Raw genomic sequence first — 14,977 nt, 5'->3', positions numbered from 1 at the left:
CAAAGTCAAAAATAATAGCGTCTTATTGACCTGCCGCAACCGGCCAGGCGTTGAAATGCCGATCAGAGGTCGTTGAGATGCAGACGGACGTACCCGGCGCGGTCGGCAATGGCCTGCCGCTCCTCTTCCGTCATGTCCGCAAGCTGTTTAAAGACAATGCCCAGGCGGGGATTGTTGCCGAGACGCGCCTGATTGCGCGCAAAGAAGTCCCAGTAAAGGGCATTGAAGGGGCAGGCCTGCTCTCCGGTACGCTGGTTGTGCTGATACCGGCATCCCTGACAGTAATTACTCATCTTATGAATATATGACGCGCTTGAGACGTAGGGCTTACTGGCCAGCAACCCGCCATCGCCAAACTGGCTCATGCCGAGGGTATTGGGCAGCTCCACCCACTCAAAGGCGTCAATATAGACGCCCAGATACCATTCATGAACCGCCTGCGGCGACAGGCCGCTGAGCAGGCTAAAGTTTCCAATGACCATCAGGCGCTGGATATGGTGGGCGTAAGCCTCGGTGAGCGACTGCCCAACGGCGTGCGCCAGGCAGCGCATCTGCGTCTTGCCCGTCCAGAACCAGTCCGGCAGCGGGGCGTGCTGGTCTAAGGCATTCAGTTCCCGATAGCCGGGCATCTGCGACCAGTAGATCCCGCGCACATACTCCCGCCAGCCGAGAATTTGCCGGATAAACCCTTCAACGGCAGGCAGCGGCGCGTGGCCCAAACGCCACGCCTGCTGGGCGGCGGCAACCACTTCCCGCGGATTAAGCATCTTTGTATTCAGCGCAAACGAAATTAACGAATGGAAAAGAAAAGGTTCCTCTGTGTGCATCGCGTCCTGCCAGTTTCCAAACTGCGGGAGCACGTGCGTGATAAATTCATCCAGCCTGGCTTTGGCTTCCGCACGGTTGAGCGGCCAGCGAAAATTGTCGGCCTGCGGTTCGCCGAAGGTCGTTACGCCGCAGCGTTGGATCTCCGCCCATAAGGCGGAACGATCGTGGCAGGGACGCGCGTCCCCCGGCGCGGGAGGCTCGCCGGACCAGCGCTTTCGGTTTTCAGCATCGAAATTCCATTTCCCCCCTTCCGGCTCGCCTGCTGACGTCAACAGGACGCCGTGCTGACGACGCATTTCCCGGTAAAAGTACTCCATTCGCCAGCTTTTGCGTGACGCAAAGAACGTGCTGACCTGTTCCCGAGTGGTGAAGAAATGCTCGCTGCTGACGCAGGCCGTGTCAACGGAGACCGTCTTCGCCCACGCCTGCAGTTGCGTATCAAGTCGCCATTCGTCGGGCTCCTGCCATATCACCCTGCCCGCGCCGTAATGCGCGACAAGCGCGTTGAGATTGTCTTCCAGCGCGCCGCGGTTTGAGTCATCAGAGAGCCGGACATACCTCACCCGATGCCCCTTCTCTTTTAATGCAGAGGCAAACGCCCGCATGGCGGCGAAGATAGCGATAACTTTCTGGGCGTGATGAAGCACATAGGCGGTTTCTGCCCGGAGTTCCAGCATCACGTAAATGATGTTCGGACTGCAGGTATCAAACCAGCTGTGATGCGGATTAAGCTGATCGCCCAGGATCAGACGTAGCTCGGTCAACGGTGGCTCCTGCGACAGCGCTCAGAACAGTATTTAACCTCATTCCAGCATTTCGCCCATTTCTTGCGCCACGTCATGGGCCGCTGGCAGTGCACACACAGTCGACTGGGCAGGTCCTGCTTGTTACCTTTGAAATCGCTCATCTTTTCAATACCGTACTGATTTATTCACCCCACCTGCGGATAAAGGCTACGACAGACTTCACAAAATGAAGGTGATGCCCGCAAACCGCTACCCACCGCTACGTACGAAATGATAGTTTATTCAGGCTGGATTTGTCGCAGCAGGCGATATTCTGGCATCTTAACCGAATCTGACTTTCCCATTTTTGTTCAAGTGACGAGTTTGCGAGCAAAGCGATGATAAAGTGGCCCTGGAAAACGAATGAGGCTGGCCGGGATGTGGCGCTGCCATGGGATGACGCGCTGACAATCCCTGTTCTGGCTAATCTAAACCCGGATGAACAATCGAAACTGGTTCAGCTGGCGGATCGTTTTTTACAGCAAAAGCGCCTGGTGCCGCTGCAGGGGTTTGAACTCGATCCTCTGAAAAACGCCCGCATCGCGCTGCTTTTCTGTCTGCCGGTGCTTGAACTTGGCATTGAGTGGCTGGACGGTTTCCACGAAGTGCTTATCTATCCCGCGCCGTTCGTGGTGGATGATGAATGGCAGGACGATATTGGGCTGGTGCATAACCAGCGCGTGGTGCAGTCCGGACAAAGCTGGCAGCAAGGGCCGATAATCCTCAACTGGCTCGATATTCAGGACTCGTTCGACGCCTCCGGTTTTAATCTGATTATCCATGAAGTGGCGCACAAGCTGGATACCCGCAACGGCGATCGCGCCAGCGGCGTCCCGCGGATCCCGCTTCGCGAGGTCGCGGGCTGGGAGCACGACCTGCACGCGGCGATGGATAACATCCAGGATGAAATAGACCTGGTCGGCGAAAGCGCGGCCAGCATTGACGCCTATGCGGCAACCGACCCGGCTGAGTGCTTTGCGGTGCTCTCCGAGTACTTCTTCAGCGCGCCCGAGCTCTTCGCGCCCCGTTTCCCGGCCCTCTGGCAACGTTTCTGCCAGTTTTATCAGCAGGATCCGCTACAGCGCCTGCGGCAGAATGAGGCGTCCGGCGGGCATTCGTCCCGCCAGGTCCATTAAGGTTTTTCAGCAGGGGTACGCTCGGTTGACCATACCCCTATGCTCAGGGCTAAAAACAGCAATGCCATTCCCCACGCGGCCACCGTTAAAGACTGCTCCCCGTAAAAGCGCGTCACGACCGGCACCATCAGCGCGCTGACGCCGTAGCCTAACGTGTGGCTGGTGGCGATGACGCCCGCCCCTTTCCCCGTGGTTAGCCGATCGTTCAGCAGCAGCTGGTAGCCCGGCGTGGCCATCGCCGCCCCGAGTGACGTGATAACAATCCCCACGTAGAACAGCGCTAAACCGGCGACAGCCATCAGCCCAAGCCCGGCCACCATCAGCACCGCCGCGATGCAAAGCAATGTCACCGGGCTGAAATGCTGCGGGCGGACCACCAGAAACTGTGCCGCGAGCGTGGCCAGCGCGGCCAGGCTCAGCAGGAGCGCGACATGATGGCTGATCTCCCGGGCGTTACTGTCCAGCAACGGGCTAAGATGCGGTGACAGGCCAATCTGCATCAGGCTCACCAGCGCCGCCAGCAGCAGCGCCAGCAGCAGGAACGGCAGCATGGAGGCCTGCAGGCGGGTTGCCTGGTGAGCTACCGGCGGCAGCGGCGGGTCAGCGACTTCACGAAGCACCAGCAGCAGGGCGATAAGCGGCGCAACCGCCATCAGCCAGAGCGGTGCCACCGGATTAACGCTGAGCATCAGCGCCGCCAGCGGCGGGCCGAGCAAACGCCCGCAGCTGAGGCCGGAGCTTATCGTCGCCAGCGCCGCCATTCTTTTCTCCAGCCCCGCACGCTGAATCGCCCACGTCTGGGCCGCAGGCACCAGCCCCGAGACCGTCAGTCCGTAGAGCAGGCGCGAGAAAATAAGCCCCGCCAGCCCCCAGACTGCATCCAGCCTTCCGGCCGCCATCGCCCAGACCACCAGCGCCATCACGACGAAACTCGCCAGATAGCCGCTTAGCGAGGCCAGCATGACGGACTTACACCCCTTCCGCTCGCTCTGACGCCCCCACCAGGGCGAGGCCGGTAAAAAGAGCATCGATCCGAACATCAACAGCCCGGCCCAGACCGAGAGTGACAGCCCGGTCAGGGTGACCAGCTGCGGGAGCATCACCAGCAAGCCGTTTTGTCCGATGCCGAGTAACCCCGCAGATAGCGCCAGGGGCCAGTTAGCTTTTGAAGTGACGTTTTCCGTCAAGGTTTCAGAGTCAGCGCGCATGAGAATGTGAACATAGTGTCAATAAATGTGTGGAAATTATGAAGTTTATGAAAACAAATATTGCAAAAATGGTTGCGAGTGTAAACAGAATGAATATCATAACGAGAATTATTATCAATCATGGAATGAGGTACATCTATGCGTGCTCTGCTCCGCGCCGCCGGTACAGACGTTGCAGCCCAGTGCTTTTTAAACGCCCTGTTGCGTGAAACGAAGGACTGGCGCTATCTCCCCGCTACCGATGCGGATGCACTATCTGAGATCCATATCCCGCTTTCCCAAACCCAGGCGCTTCGGGTGCCGGTACGCTATTTCTCACCCACCCAGCATCATCAGTACCGTTTCCCGGCAACGCGGATTCAGAGCAACAGCGACAGGGGTGACGCCGTCACTTTCCCTCAACTGGTTGATTTAATTCTTGAAAAACCGTCCGTAAAAGGCTCGCTGGATGCCGATACACTGGCGCGTTTTAAGCAGCGCGTTCTCGAAAGCCATGCCCACACCTGGCAGGCGATTGATTTACGCCACCGCTGGGCAACCCTGCGCGATAAGCCGCTGACGTTTGCCGAAGCGGAACAGGCGCTGCTGGTCGGCCATGCGTTTCACCCGGCACCGAAGTCCCACGAGCCGTTCAACGAAGCCGAGGCGCGCCGCTATTTGCCCGATTTCGCCTCCCGCTTCCCGCTGCGCTGGTTTGCCGTTGAGAGCACGCTCGTTGCCGGCGACAGCCTGAACGTCTCCCTGCGTGAGCGTCTGCTGCGCTTTGCGGCCCAGAGCGCGCCCGAGCTGCTCGGCCACTTTACCGACACCCGCTGGCTGCTGCCGATGCACCCGTGGCAGGCCGACTATCTGCTGGAGCAGGACTGGTGCCAGCGTCTGGTGGAAAACGGTTCGTTGCAGGACCTGGGTGAAGCGGGCGCACAGTGGCTGCCCACCAGCTCCTCCCGCTCGCTGTACAGCGAGACCAACAGCGACATGATTAAGTTCTCCCTCAGCGTGCGCCTGACCAACTCCGTGCGCACGCTGTCGGTGAAAGAGGTAAAGCGCGGCATGCGCCTGGCGCGTCTGGCAAAAACGGAACGCTGGCAGGAACTACAGGCACGCTACCCGACCATGCGCGTGATGCAGGAAGACGGCTGGGCGGGGCTGCGTGACGAAAGCGGCACTATTCAGGAAGAGAGCCTGATGGCCCTGCGCGTCAATCTGCTGTTCGATACGCCAGACACCCAGACCAACGTGCTGGTGAGCCTGACGCAGGCCGCGCCGGACGGCGGTGACAGCCTGCTCGCCGCGGCGGTGCGCCGTCTGAGCCAGCGTCTCGATTTACCGCTCGCCCAGGCCGCCCGCTGCTGGCTGGACGCCTACTGCGACCGCGTATTGCTTCCGCTGTTCAGCGCCGAGGCGGACTACGGTCTGGTCCTGCTGGCGCACCAGCAAAATATCCTCGTTGAGATGCAGCAGGATTTCCCGGTCGGGCTGATCTACCGCGACTGCCAGGGCAGCGCGTGGACCGAAGGCGCCGACGCGTGGCTGAAAGAGGCGGGCGAAACTGAGGTGGAAAACCGCTTCGGCGAGAGCCAGCTGCTGCGCTACTTCCCTTACTACCTGCTGCTGAACTCTACCCTTGCCGTCACCGCCGCCCTCGCCGCCGCCGGTTTCGACAGCGAAGAGAGCCTGATGTCCCGGGTGCGCGACGCGCTGGGAGAACTGCGCCGCACGGCGAAGCAGACCCGCTGCCTCGACTTCGTGCTCGACAGCCCGACCTGGAACTGCAAAGGCAACTTCTTCTGCTACCTGCACGATCGCAATGAAAACACCATCGCCGATCCGGCGGTGATCTATTTCGACTTTAGCAACCCGTTCTACAAGGAGAAGGCGTGATGGCTATCGCGAATATCGTCCATTCCGGCTACGGCTTTCACTGCACCGCAACGGATCGCGCCCTGCCGCTGGCGTTGGGTCTCGACGGCAGCGCGGTGCTGGAGCGTCTGAAGGGGATCCCGGACGGCTGGCTGGTGGACGCCCTGGATCAGCTGTTTGTGGCCGCCCCCGCGCTGACCGGCATTACGTTGCCGTGGGCGGACTGGCAGGATGAACCCCAGGCGCAGACGCTGTTTGGCCTGGCCCACGGTGATTATCTGGCGCGCGACGCCTTCTGGCAGCTGCCGCTGTGGCTGAAGGGCGAACGCCCGCAGGCGAGCGGCGGAATGCAGTTTGACGAGAGCCGTCAACTGTACTTCCCGCTGCGCCCTCGCCGCCCGCAGGGTGAGGTGTATCGCCGTTACGATCCGCAAATTAAGCGTACCCTCAGCTTCCGCGTGGCCGACGTGGCGCTGGACGGCGAGCGTTTTACCCGCTGGATGAATAACCCGCGCGTGAACGCCTTCTGGGAGATGGCGGGCCCGCAGGCCGAGCAGGAAAACTACCTGCGCCGTCAGCTCGACTCGACCTACTGTTACCCGGTTATTGGCTGCTTCGACGATCAACCGTTTGGCTATTTTGAACTCTACTGGGCACCGGAAGACCGCATTGGCCGCCACTACCGCTGGCAGCCGTTTGACCGCGGACTACACATGCTGGTGGGGGAAGAGAACTGGCGCGGCGCGCAGTACATCCGCAGCTGGCTGCGCGGTCTGAGCCACTATCTGTATCTCGACGAACCGCGCACCACGCGCATCGTGGCCGAGCCGCGCTTCGACAACCAGCGCCTGTTCCGTCACCTTTCCTCTGCCGGTTTTGACACGGTGAAAGAGTTCGACTTCCCGCACAAGCGCTCGCGCCTCATTATGAGCCAGCGTCACCGCTTCTTCAGCGAGGTGGGCCTGTGAACGCGCTCTGGGAAAAAGTGAACCGCGAGATGGTGGCGAAGATCCTCGCCGAGCTGGAATACGAGCGCACCCTGCGCGCCGAGCCGGTTTCGTCGGACGGCTGGCGCATCGCCATGGGCAACGCGTCCTGGCAGTTTTGCGCCACGCGCGGGATCTGGGGCTGGCTGCATATCGACCCGGACAGCCTGACCACCGCCAGCGGCGATGCCGTCGAAGCGGAAAGCGCGCTGCTGCAACTGGCGACGGTGCTGGAGATGAGCGACGCGCAAACGGCGGAGCACATGGAAGATCTCTACGCCACGCTGCGCGGCGACATGCAGCTGCTGCAGGCGCGTGACGCGCTGGATGCGGACGCGCTGATCCACCTCGATCCGGACGAATTACAGTGCCTGATGCGCGGTCACCCGAAGTTTATTTTCAACAAAGGTCGCCGCGGCTGGGGGCTGGACGCGCTGCGCCAGTACGCGCCTGAGTATCGCGAACGTTTTCGTCTGCACTGGATTGCCGTTCAGCGGGAGCATCTGGTCTGGAGCAGCGACGCCGATTGCGATATCAGCGCCCTGCTGGCGAGCGCCATGGACAACGCCGAGCGCGCCCGCTTTGACGCCCGCTGGCAGGCGCTGGGCCTCGACGAGAGCTGGCTGCCGGTGCCGCTGCACCCGTGGCAGTGGCAGCAGAAGATTGCCATTCATTTCCTGCCGCAGCTGGCGCGCGGTGAGATGGTTGAGCTGGGCGAGTTTGGCGATGAGTACCTGGCGCAGCAGTCCCTGCGCACGCTCACCAACGCCAGCCGTCGCGCGCCGTTTGACATCAAGCTTCCGCTGACGATCTACAACACCTCCTGCTATCGCGGTATTCCGGGCAAGTACATTGCCGCCGGGCCGCTGGCCTCGCGCTGGCTGCAGCAGCAGTTTGCCACCGACGCCACGCTTGCCCGCTCTGGCGCGCAGGTACTTGGCGAACCCGCCGCCGGATATCTGTCGCATCCGGGCTATGCGGCGCTGCCGAAAGCGCCGTACCGCTATCAGGAGATGCTGGGCGTGATCTGGCGCGAGAACCCGTCCTGCTATCTGCAGGAGGGCGAACAGGCGGTGCTGATGGCGGCGCTAATGGAAACCGACAACGCCGGGCGTCCGCTGATCGACGCGTGGATCACGCGCTCGGGGTTAACCGCCGACGCGTGGCTGGAAAAGCTGTTTGAGGCAACGGTGATCCCGTTCTACCACCTGCTCTGCCGCTACGGCGTGGCTCTGATTGCCCACGGCCAGAACGTGACGCTGGTGATGAAAGACTACGTCCCGCAGCGCATCCTGCTGAAGGATTTCCAGGGCGATATGCGCCTGGTGGATGAAGATTTCCCGCAGGCGGAAAGCCTGCCGGAACAGGTGAAGGCCGCCACGGCGCGCCTGAGCGCGGATTACATCATCCACGATCTGCAAACCGGCAACTTCGTGACGGTGCTGCGCTTTATCTCGCGCCTCACGCTGCAAAGCGGCGTCAGCGAAACGCGTTTCTATCAGATCCTCGCCGGCGTTCTGCACCGCTATATGGCCGCGCACCCCGAGCTTGCCGAGCGCTTCGCGACGTTCGACCTGTTTAAGCCGCAAATTATTCGCGTGATCCTCAACCCGGTCAAACTGACCTTCTCCGAACACGACGGCGGCAGCCGCATGCTGCCGAACTACGTCACCGACCTTGATAACCCTCTTTTTCTGGCCTCCCGGGAGTCCGCGCAATGAAAACCTATGATTTCATCGGCATTGGTATCGGCCCGTTTAACCTCAGCATCGCCGCGCTGGCGGAAGGGCTGGACGGCTTTAGCTCGCTGTTTCTTGAGCGTAAACCGCACTTCTCCTGGCACCCGGGAATGATGGTGCCGGACTGCCACATGCAGACCAGCTTCCTGAAGGATCTGGTCAGCGCCGTGGAGCCGACCAACCGCCACAGCTTCCTGAACTACCTGGTGCAGCGTAAAAAGTTCTACCGATTCCTGACCACCGAGCAGCGCACCGTTTCACGGGAAGAGTTTGCCGACTACCTGTGCTGGGCGGCGGACAACCTCACCAACCTCGCCTTCAGCCAGCAGGTACAGCAGGTGAGCTTTGATGAGAAAAGCGGCCTGTTTGAGGTAGTGACCCAACGCGATCGCTTCCTGGCGCGCCACGTCTGCGTGGGGATCGGTAAGCAGATCAACCTGCCGGACTGCGTCACGACGCAGGACGATAGTTGCTTCCATGCCAGCGAGATGATGCTGCGCACGCCGGATCTCGCGGGCAAGCGCGTTACCGTCGTCGGCGGCGGCCAGAGCGGCGCCGACCTGTTCCTGAATATTTTCCGTGGCGAATGGGGCCAGCCGCTGAGCCTGAACTGGGTCTCGCGCCGCAACAACTACAACGCGCTGGATGAAGCCGCCTTTGCTAACGAGTATTTCACGCCGGAGTACGTGGACAGCTTCTCCACGCTCGGTGAAGAGGCGCGTCGTCAGATGCTGCACGAGCAGAAGATGACCTCCGACGGGATCACCACCGAGTCCCTGCTGGCGATTTACCGCGCCATGTACCACCGCTTTGAAGTGCTGCGCGAAAAACCCTGGGCGCACCTGATGCCGTCCCGCTCGGTGACGGCCCTGACGCGCCTGGAAAACGGACAGCGTCTGAGCATAGAGCATCACCTCGACGGCGGCCGAGAGCAGCTGGAGAGTGACGTTGTGATCTTCGCCACCGGCTATCGCGCCGTGCAGCCAGCGTTCCTCGCGCCGCTGTCTCACCGCCTGCATCTGGATACGGACGAAGCCTTCTGCATCAACAACGATTTCACCCTCGAATGGGACGGCCCGCAGAGTAACCGCCTGTTTGCCGTGAATGCCGGGATGCACCGTCTCGGCATTGCCGAACCCCAGCTCAGCCTGATGGCCTGGCGCGCGGCGCGAATTCTGAATCGCGCGCACGCCGACGAGCCGTTTGAGCTGGCTACCACCCCTGGCGTTATCCACTGGCGAAGCACCACCAGCCCGGAGAACAGTCAGGTTTTTAAATCATTAGCAAAAACCACCGAGTACTGACACACACAATCAGGGTCAACATAACAATGAAACGTTCTCATCTTTGGGTTTTAAATCCTTGCTTGCTTGCAATGCTTTCTACCTCTGCGTGGGCGGAAGAACAAAAGGAAGAAAATATCGTTGTCTCCGCCAGCCGCGCGCACCGCAGCGTGGCGGAGATGGCGCAGACCACCTGGGTCATTGAGCGGGCTGAAATTGAGCAGCAGGTTCAGGGCGGGAAAGAGATTAAAGAAGTGCTGGCGCAGCTGATTCCGGGCATGGACGTCAGCAGCCAGGGGCGTACCAACTACGGCATGAACCTGCGCGGCCGCTCTATGATGGTGATGGTAGACGGCGTGCGCCTGAACTCGTCCCGCAGCGACAGCCGTCAGCTGGACTCTATCGATCCGTTCAACATTGACCGTATCGAGGTTATCTCCGGTGCCACGTCACTCTACGGCGGCGGCAGTACCGGCGGTCTGGTGAACATCGTCACCAAAAAAGGCCAGCCTGAGACCGAAGTCGAATTCCAGACCGGGGCTAAAAGCGGGTTCAACAGCCACAACGACCACGATGAGAACGTGTCGGCAGCGGTCAGCGGCGGCAACGATAACGCGTCCGGTCGTCTGTCGGTGTCGTATCAGCGCTACGGCGGCTGGTATGACGGCAACGGCGACGAGGTGATCATTGATAATACCCAGACCGGCTTACAGTATTCTGACCGTATCGATGTGATGGGCACAGGCACCCTCAATATTGACGATCATCAACAGCTGCAGCTGACGACCCAGTACTACAAGAGCGAGTCCGACGGCAAGCATGGTCTCTATCTCGGGAAGAACTTCTCGGCGGTCACGGGGGATGCGACCGCGTACAACAAAGGTAACCTCGATTCTGACCGCGTGCCGGGTACCGAGCGCCATCTGATCAACCTGCAGTACTCCAATACCGACTTCTGGGGCCAGGATCTGGTCGCGCAGATTTACTATCGCGACGAGAGCCTGACCTACTATCCGTTCCCAACCCTGACCAAAGGCGTGGTCACCAGCATCGGCGCGTCGCAGCAGAAAACCGATTTCTACGGCGGCAAGCTGACGCTGAACAGCAAGCCGGTGGACGATTTGACGCTGACCTGGGGTATGGATGCCGACCACGAAACCTTCGACGCCAACCAGCAGTTCTTCAACCTGAAAAAAGCTGCGGCGAGCGGCGGCATGGAGCTGGATAACGCCTACAACGTGGGCCGCTACCCGGGTTATAGCATCACCAACCTCGCCCCGTTCCTGCAGGCCAGCTATGACATTGACGCCATCACCCTGAGCGGCGGCGTGCGCTACCAGTACACCGAGAACAAGGTGGACGACTTTGTCGGTTACACCCAGCAGCAGGCCATCGCTACCGGGAAAGCCACCTCCGCTGACGCGGTGCCGGGTGGGAAAACCGATTACAACAACTTCCTGTTTAACGCCGGGATCCTCGGTCGCCTGACCGAACAGCAGCAGCTGTGGTTTAACTTCTCCCAGGGCTTCGAAATTCCGGACCTGGCGAAGTACTACGGCTCCGGGACCTATCAGCTCAGCAACGGTCACTATCGCCTGCTGAACAGCGTCAACGTCAACGACTCGAAGCTGGACGGTATCAAGGTCAACGCTTATGAGCTGGGCTGGCGCTACACCGGGGATAACCTGCGCACCCAGGTTGCGGCGTATTACTCGCTCTCGGATAAAACCATCACCATCAACAAGACGGACATGACCATCAACCTGGAAGACGACAAGCGTCGTATCTACGGGGTGGAAGGTCAGGTGGACTATTTCTTCACCGACAGCGACTGGAGCACGGGCGCGAACTTTAACGCCATTAAGTCGGAAACTCGCGAAAACGGGAAATGGGAGAAGCTGACGGTCGACAGCGCCAGCCCGTCGAAAGCCAGCGCGTGGGTCAACTGGGCGCCGGGCGACTGGACCCTGCGCGTGCAGAGCACGCAGACCTTTGATGTCTCTGACGCCGACGGCAAGAAGATCGATGGCTATAACACAGTCGACTTCCTGGGCAGCTACGCCCTGCCGGTGGGTAAAGTCAGCTTCAGCGTGGAGAACCTGTTGGACAAAGACTACACCACCGCCTGGGGCCAGCGCGCGCCGGGGCTGTATAGCCCAACCTACGGTGCACCGGGCCTGTACACCTATAAAGGCCGTGGACGGACGTTTGGTCTGAACTACTCCGTTCTGTTCTAATCCTCAGCGCCGCCTGCGGGCGGCGCATTTTGCTGTGTAATTTTGAAGCAAATTTGCCATAAAATCAGCGATTTGCTGAAATTGTCGGCAAACGAACAAAAAGCGCGTTTTCACCCTTTGACAAGGCGAACTGAGGTCGCTACTATGCGCCTCGTTCACACGATTCCTCTGTAGTTCAGTCGGTAGAACGGCGGACTGTTAATCCGTATGTCACTGGTTCGAGTCCAGTCAGAGGAGCCAAATTTGAAAAGCCTGCTTTTGAAGCAGGCTTTTTGCTTTTCTGCGTCGGGTAAAATTGTCGGGTGGCGGCTTCGCCTTACCCGACCTACGGGACTGCATCTCTGAAGTTAACTCTGAATCGCATCCAGCCTGGCAATCACCTTAATCTCAAACTTAAATCCGTACAGCCACGTCACGCCGATCCCGGTCAAGGTAGGGTAAGGCGCGTCCCCCCAATATTCTGGCAGGATACTCCAGATAGCGTCGAGGTTTGATTCGGGATCGACGACAAAGAGGGTCACGTCAAACACGTCAGCGAACGTGCAGCCCGCAGCCGCAAGGACAGCATTAAGATTATCGAAGGCCAGCCTGACCTGCGCTTTCAGATCGGGTTCAGGCGAACCATCCTCGCGACTACCCACCTGCCCCGAAACGAACAAGAAACCGTTGGATTTGATGGCCGGTGAATAGCGATTACGCTCATAGAGCGCCTGCCGACCGGAGGGGAAAACTGCTTCGCGTGCTGTCATGTTTGTACCTTTGCAATAGGGCAAAATCAGCCCGTTGAACATAAAGACACTTTACAGGTGCAGGTTCGGGCGGATAAACAAGCGACTTTGTCCATCATTGTTTGTAATATCCAAACAATCGGTGAAAAGAGAGGATAAGGGATGGATCGTTTCGACGCGATGCGCGCCTTTGCTCGCGTGGTTGAGGCAGGTAGTTTCACAAAGGCTGCCCAAACGCTTCATATGAGCAAAACCACGGTGACGCAGCTCATTCAGCAGCTGGAAGCGCGCCTGCGCGTCAAATTGCTCCATCGCACCACCCGAAGGCTCGGTGTGACCCCCGATGGCGCGGTCTACTACGAACGCGTCATCCGCCTGCTGGCAGACATGGAAGATGCTGAAAACAGCCTGTCCAGCGCGACGATGACGCCCAGGGGACGGCTACGGGTTGATGTGCCCAGTCCGCTGGCCCGCCTCATCCTGGTGCCGGCGCTTCCGGCTTTTCACGCACGCTACCCGGATATCCAGTTCGATATGGGCGTGAGTGACCGGGTGGTGGATCTGATCGGCGACAACGTGGATTGCGTCCTGCGCGGCGGCGAAATCAACGACCAGTCCCTGATCGCACGCCACGTCGGCGATTTGCAAATCGGTGTTTACGTCGCACCGAGCTATCTGGAACGCCTCGGCGCCCCTGCGCACCCGCGAGAGCTGGACAACACCGACCATCGCATTGTAGGGTTCTTGTCCTCGCGCACCGGTAAGATTGATCCTCTGGTACTGCGCAGTGAGAGTGAACATATTGACATCACGGGCAGCTATGTCCTTGCCGTGGATGATGGCAATGCTTACCTCGAAGCTGGGTTAGCCGGGTTAGGCGTGATTGCGCTGCCAGTCTATATGGCAGAAGCGCATCAGGCTTGTGGTTCCTTGATTCGGCTATTCGAACATTGGCGTATTAAGCCAATGCCCCTGTACCTGGCATTTCCCCCTAACCGCCACGTCAACGCCAGACTGCGCGTTTTTATTGATTGGATCGTTGAATTGATGCAGCAGCATGTCCCTAATTCCAATAATAAGTCACTCCCTCCCAGCCCCTGATTCGCTCATTAGGGTTGGTTACTTTCCACAGCACTCACCGCTCGCCGCCAGGCCGCCACCTCCTCATCCAGCCACGCCACAAAAAGCCCCACCTCCGGCTTCTCCTCCTTTGACTGCGCTGTCACCAGCCAGTAAGGCCAGGGATATGGCGCAGTGATGGAGGTTAGCTGGACCAGTTCACCTCGGGTGATGGCATCCTGAACCAGAGAGCGACGCTCCAGCGCGATGCCTTTCCCGAGCCGGACGGCTTCGATAATGATATTGGAGTCGTTAATACATAAACCGTCAGGCACGATCTCTTTCTCAAGACCCGCATTCATGCACCACGTTTTCCACGACTCCATGGAAAAAATAAGATGACTCTTTGCAATCTCCGCTGGCGTAGCGGGCAACACGCCCCTGTTATAGCCCGGTGCGGCCACCACAATAAGCTCATCGGAAAAAAGGTAATGGCTTTCGCTCCCTTCCCAGTTTCCCTGCCCCATCCGTATCGCGATATCTATCCCTTCCTGCTGCAGGCTGGTGACCGTCAGACTGGCCTGGATCCGCAGGGTAATAAGCGGATATTTCGCCCGAAAGCGTTCCAGACGCGGTAATAACCAGTGGCATCCAAATGACGGCACCATCGCCAGCGTCAACTCCTGCTTTCTCGGCTTCACCTGCACGAGCCGGGTGGCATCCGCGATGTGGTTCAACGCTTCGCGTACCTGTAAGGCATAGAGCCGCCCTTCTTCGTTGATCTGCACTCCTCGCCCCTGACGGATAAACAGCTTTACGCCCACCATCTCCTCCAGCGTTTTGATCTGCTGGCTAATAGCGGAATGGGTAACGTGGAGTTCTTTCGCCGCCAGCGTCACGCTGCCAAGACGGGCGACGGCTTCAAAGCTTCGCAAACTGGCAATGGGTGGAAAATCCGACATGAAAGCACTTCCTTATCTGCGCTGGATATACAGCGGCAACCTGACCATATGTCAGTAATACTAACCCTTACGGTAAGATACTGAAGATATTCGCCATGCAAATTGTATTGTAATGTCGGGTCATCCTTTTCAATGACGCGTTCTTTCACACAGACAGGAAAACGGG

Annotated in this window: 12 protein-coding genes and 1 tRNA gene; 8 read left to right on the top strand and 5 right to left on the bottom strand. The window is 59.3% G+C overall.

The genetic code is table 11. From position 1 onward, the window contains the following. Positions 1-62: 62 nt before the first annotated feature. The gene (locus tag C6A40_RS20015) at positions 63-1,592 is read right to left on the bottom strand and encodes a cryptochrome/photolyase family protein (RefSeq protein ID WP_102135165.1); all 1,530 of its coding nucleotides are present in this window, start codon (positions 1,590-1,592) and stop codon (positions 63-65) included. Next, positions 1,589-1,735, bottom strand: coding sequence for a DUF2256 domain-containing protein (locus C6A40_RS20010; protein WP_071530926.1), 147 nt, complete (start codon positions 1,733-1,735; stop codon positions 1,589-1,591). Before C6A40_RS20010 ends, C6A40_RS20015 begins: the two co-directional genes overlap by 4 nt. Before the next feature lie 216 nt (positions 1,736-1,951). Here C6A40_RS20010 and mtfA point away from each other — a divergent pair, with 216 nt between their 5' ends. Further along, positions 1,952-2,749: a DgsA anti-repressor MtfA gene (gene mtfA / locus C6A40_RS20005; RefSeq protein ID WP_023325586.1), complete on the top strand. Its 798-nt coding sequence runs from the start codon at positions 1,952-1,954 to the stop codon at positions 2,747-2,749. Here the strand turns inward: mtfA and C6A40_RS20000 are convergent. Further along, positions 2,746-3,957 (bottom strand): MFS transporter, encoded by a 1,212-nt coding sequence (locus C6A40_RS20000; RefSeq protein WP_045336406.1) that lies wholly within the window; start codon positions 3,955-3,957, stop codon positions 2,746-2,748. The two genes, mtfA and C6A40_RS20000, sit on opposite strands and share 4 nt — an antisense overlap. Positions 3,958-4,095: 138 nt before the next feature. Here C6A40_RS20000 and C6A40_RS19995 point away from each other — a divergent pair, with 138 nt between their 5' ends. The 6 genes from C6A40_RS19995 (at position 4,096) to C6A40_RS19970 (ending at position 12,302) form a co-directional block, all read left to right on the top strand. Then, the gene (locus C6A40_RS19995) at positions 4,096-5,838 is read left to right on the top strand and encodes an IucA/IucC family protein (RefSeq protein WP_045336408.1); all 1,743 of its coding nucleotides are present in this window, start codon (positions 4,096-4,098) and stop codon (positions 5,836-5,838) included. Then, positions 5,838-6,785 carry a GNAT family N-acetyltransferase gene (locus C6A40_RS19990; RefSeq protein ID WP_045336411.1) on the top strand — a complete coding sequence of 316 codons (948 nt, stop codon included), beginning with the start codon at positions 5,838-5,840 and terminating at the stop codon, positions 6,783-6,785. Before C6A40_RS19995 ends, C6A40_RS19990 begins: the two co-directional genes overlap by 1 nt. Next, positions 6,782-8,524: an IucA/IucC family protein gene (iucC, locus tag C6A40_RS19985; protein ID WP_045336414.1), complete on the top strand. Its 1,743-nt coding sequence runs from the start codon at positions 6,782-6,784 to the stop codon at positions 8,522-8,524. Before C6A40_RS19990 ends, iucC begins: the two co-directional genes overlap by 4 nt. Continuing rightward, entirely contained in the window at positions 8,521-9,846 is a 1,326-nt protein-coding gene (locus C6A40_RS19980) for a lysine N(6)-hydroxylase/L-ornithine N(5)-oxygenase family protein (protein WP_045336416.1), read from the top strand. The genes iucC and C6A40_RS19980 overlap by 4 nt, the downstream gene beginning before the upstream one ends. Positions 9,847-9,872: 26 nt before the next feature. Next, positions 9,873-12,062, top strand: a complete 2,190-nt coding sequence (locus tag C6A40_RS19975) for a TonB-dependent siderophore receptor (protein ID WP_008499481.1) — start codon at positions 9,873-9,875, stop codon at positions 12,060-12,062. A gap of 164 nt (positions 12,063-12,226) precedes the next feature. After that, positions 12,227-12,302, top strand: a tRNA-Asn gene (locus C6A40_RS19970). Between the two features lie 107 nt (positions 12,303-12,409). Here the strand turns inward: C6A40_RS19970 and C6A40_RS19965 are convergent. Then, complete coding sequence (locus C6A40_RS19965; protein ID WP_045336417.1) at positions 12,410-12,811, bottom strand: RidA family protein; 402 nt, start codon at positions 12,809-12,811, stop codon at positions 12,410-12,412. Between the two features lie 141 nt (positions 12,812-12,952). Between C6A40_RS19965 and C6A40_RS19960 the strand changes: the two genes are divergently transcribed. After that, positions 12,953-13,891, top strand: coding sequence for a LysR substrate-binding domain-containing protein (locus tag C6A40_RS19960; RefSeq protein WP_045336419.1), 939 nt, complete (start codon positions 12,953-12,955; stop codon positions 13,889-13,891). 8 nt (positions 13,892-13,899) lie between these two features. On the opposite strand, the gene gcvA is transcribed toward C6A40_RS19960, so the two are convergent. Continuing rightward, entirely contained in the window at positions 13,900-14,811 is a 912-nt protein-coding gene (gcvA, locus tag C6A40_RS19955; protein ID WP_045336421.1) for a transcriptional regulator GcvA, read from the bottom strand. Positions 14,812-14,977: the final 166 nt, after the last annotated feature.

Origin of the sequence: Enterobacter sp. GER_MD16_1505_Eko_090 (assembly GCF_003331015.1) — a bacterium.
GTDB classification, from domain to species: domain Bacteria; phylum Pseudomonadota; class Gammaproteobacteria; order Enterobacterales; family Enterobacteriaceae; genus Enterobacter; species Enterobacter roggenkampii.
This window is presented reverse-complemented; position numbering and strand designations above follow the sequence as displayed.

Bases quoted from the DNA above. Each gene is read 5' to 3' on its own strand.
- C6A40_RS20010 (WP_071530926.1), bottom strand. From the start codon at position 1,735: ATGAGCGATTTCAAAGGTAACAAGCAGGACCTGCCCAGTCGACTGTGT.
- mtfA (WP_023325586.1), top strand. From the start codon at position 1,952: ATGATAAAGTGGCCCTGGAAAACGAATGAGGCTGGCCGGGATGTGGCG.
- C6A40_RS20000 (WP_045336406.1), bottom strand. From the start codon at position 3,957: ATGCGCGCTGACTCTGAAACCTTGACGGAAAACGTCACTTCAAAAGCT.
- C6A40_RS19995 (WP_045336408.1), top strand. From the start codon at position 4,096: ATGCGTGCTCTGCTCCGCGCCGCCGGTACAGACGTTGCAGCCCAGTGC.
- C6A40_RS19990 (WP_045336411.1), top strand. From the start codon at position 5,838: ATGGCTATCGCGAATATCGTCCATTCCGGCTACGGCTTTCACTGCACC.
- C6A40_RS19980 (WP_045336416.1), top strand. From the start codon at position 8,521: ATGAAAACCTATGATTTCATCGGCATTGGTATCGGCCCGTTTAACCTC.
- C6A40_RS19975 (WP_008499481.1), top strand. From the start codon at position 9,873: ATGAAACGTTCTCATCTTTGGGTTTTAAATCCTTGCTTGCTTGCAATG.
- C6A40_RS19965 (WP_045336417.1), bottom strand. From the start codon at position 12,811: ATGACAGCACGCGAAGCAGTTTTCCCCTCCGGTCGGCAGGCGCTCTAT.
- C6A40_RS19960 (WP_045336419.1), top strand. From the start codon at position 12,953: ATGGATCGTTTCGACGCGATGCGCGCCTTTGCTCGCGTGGTTGAGGCA.
- gcvA (WP_045336421.1), bottom strand. From the start codon at position 14,811: ATGTCGGATTTTCCACCCATTGCCAGTTTGCGAAGCTTTGAAGCCGTC.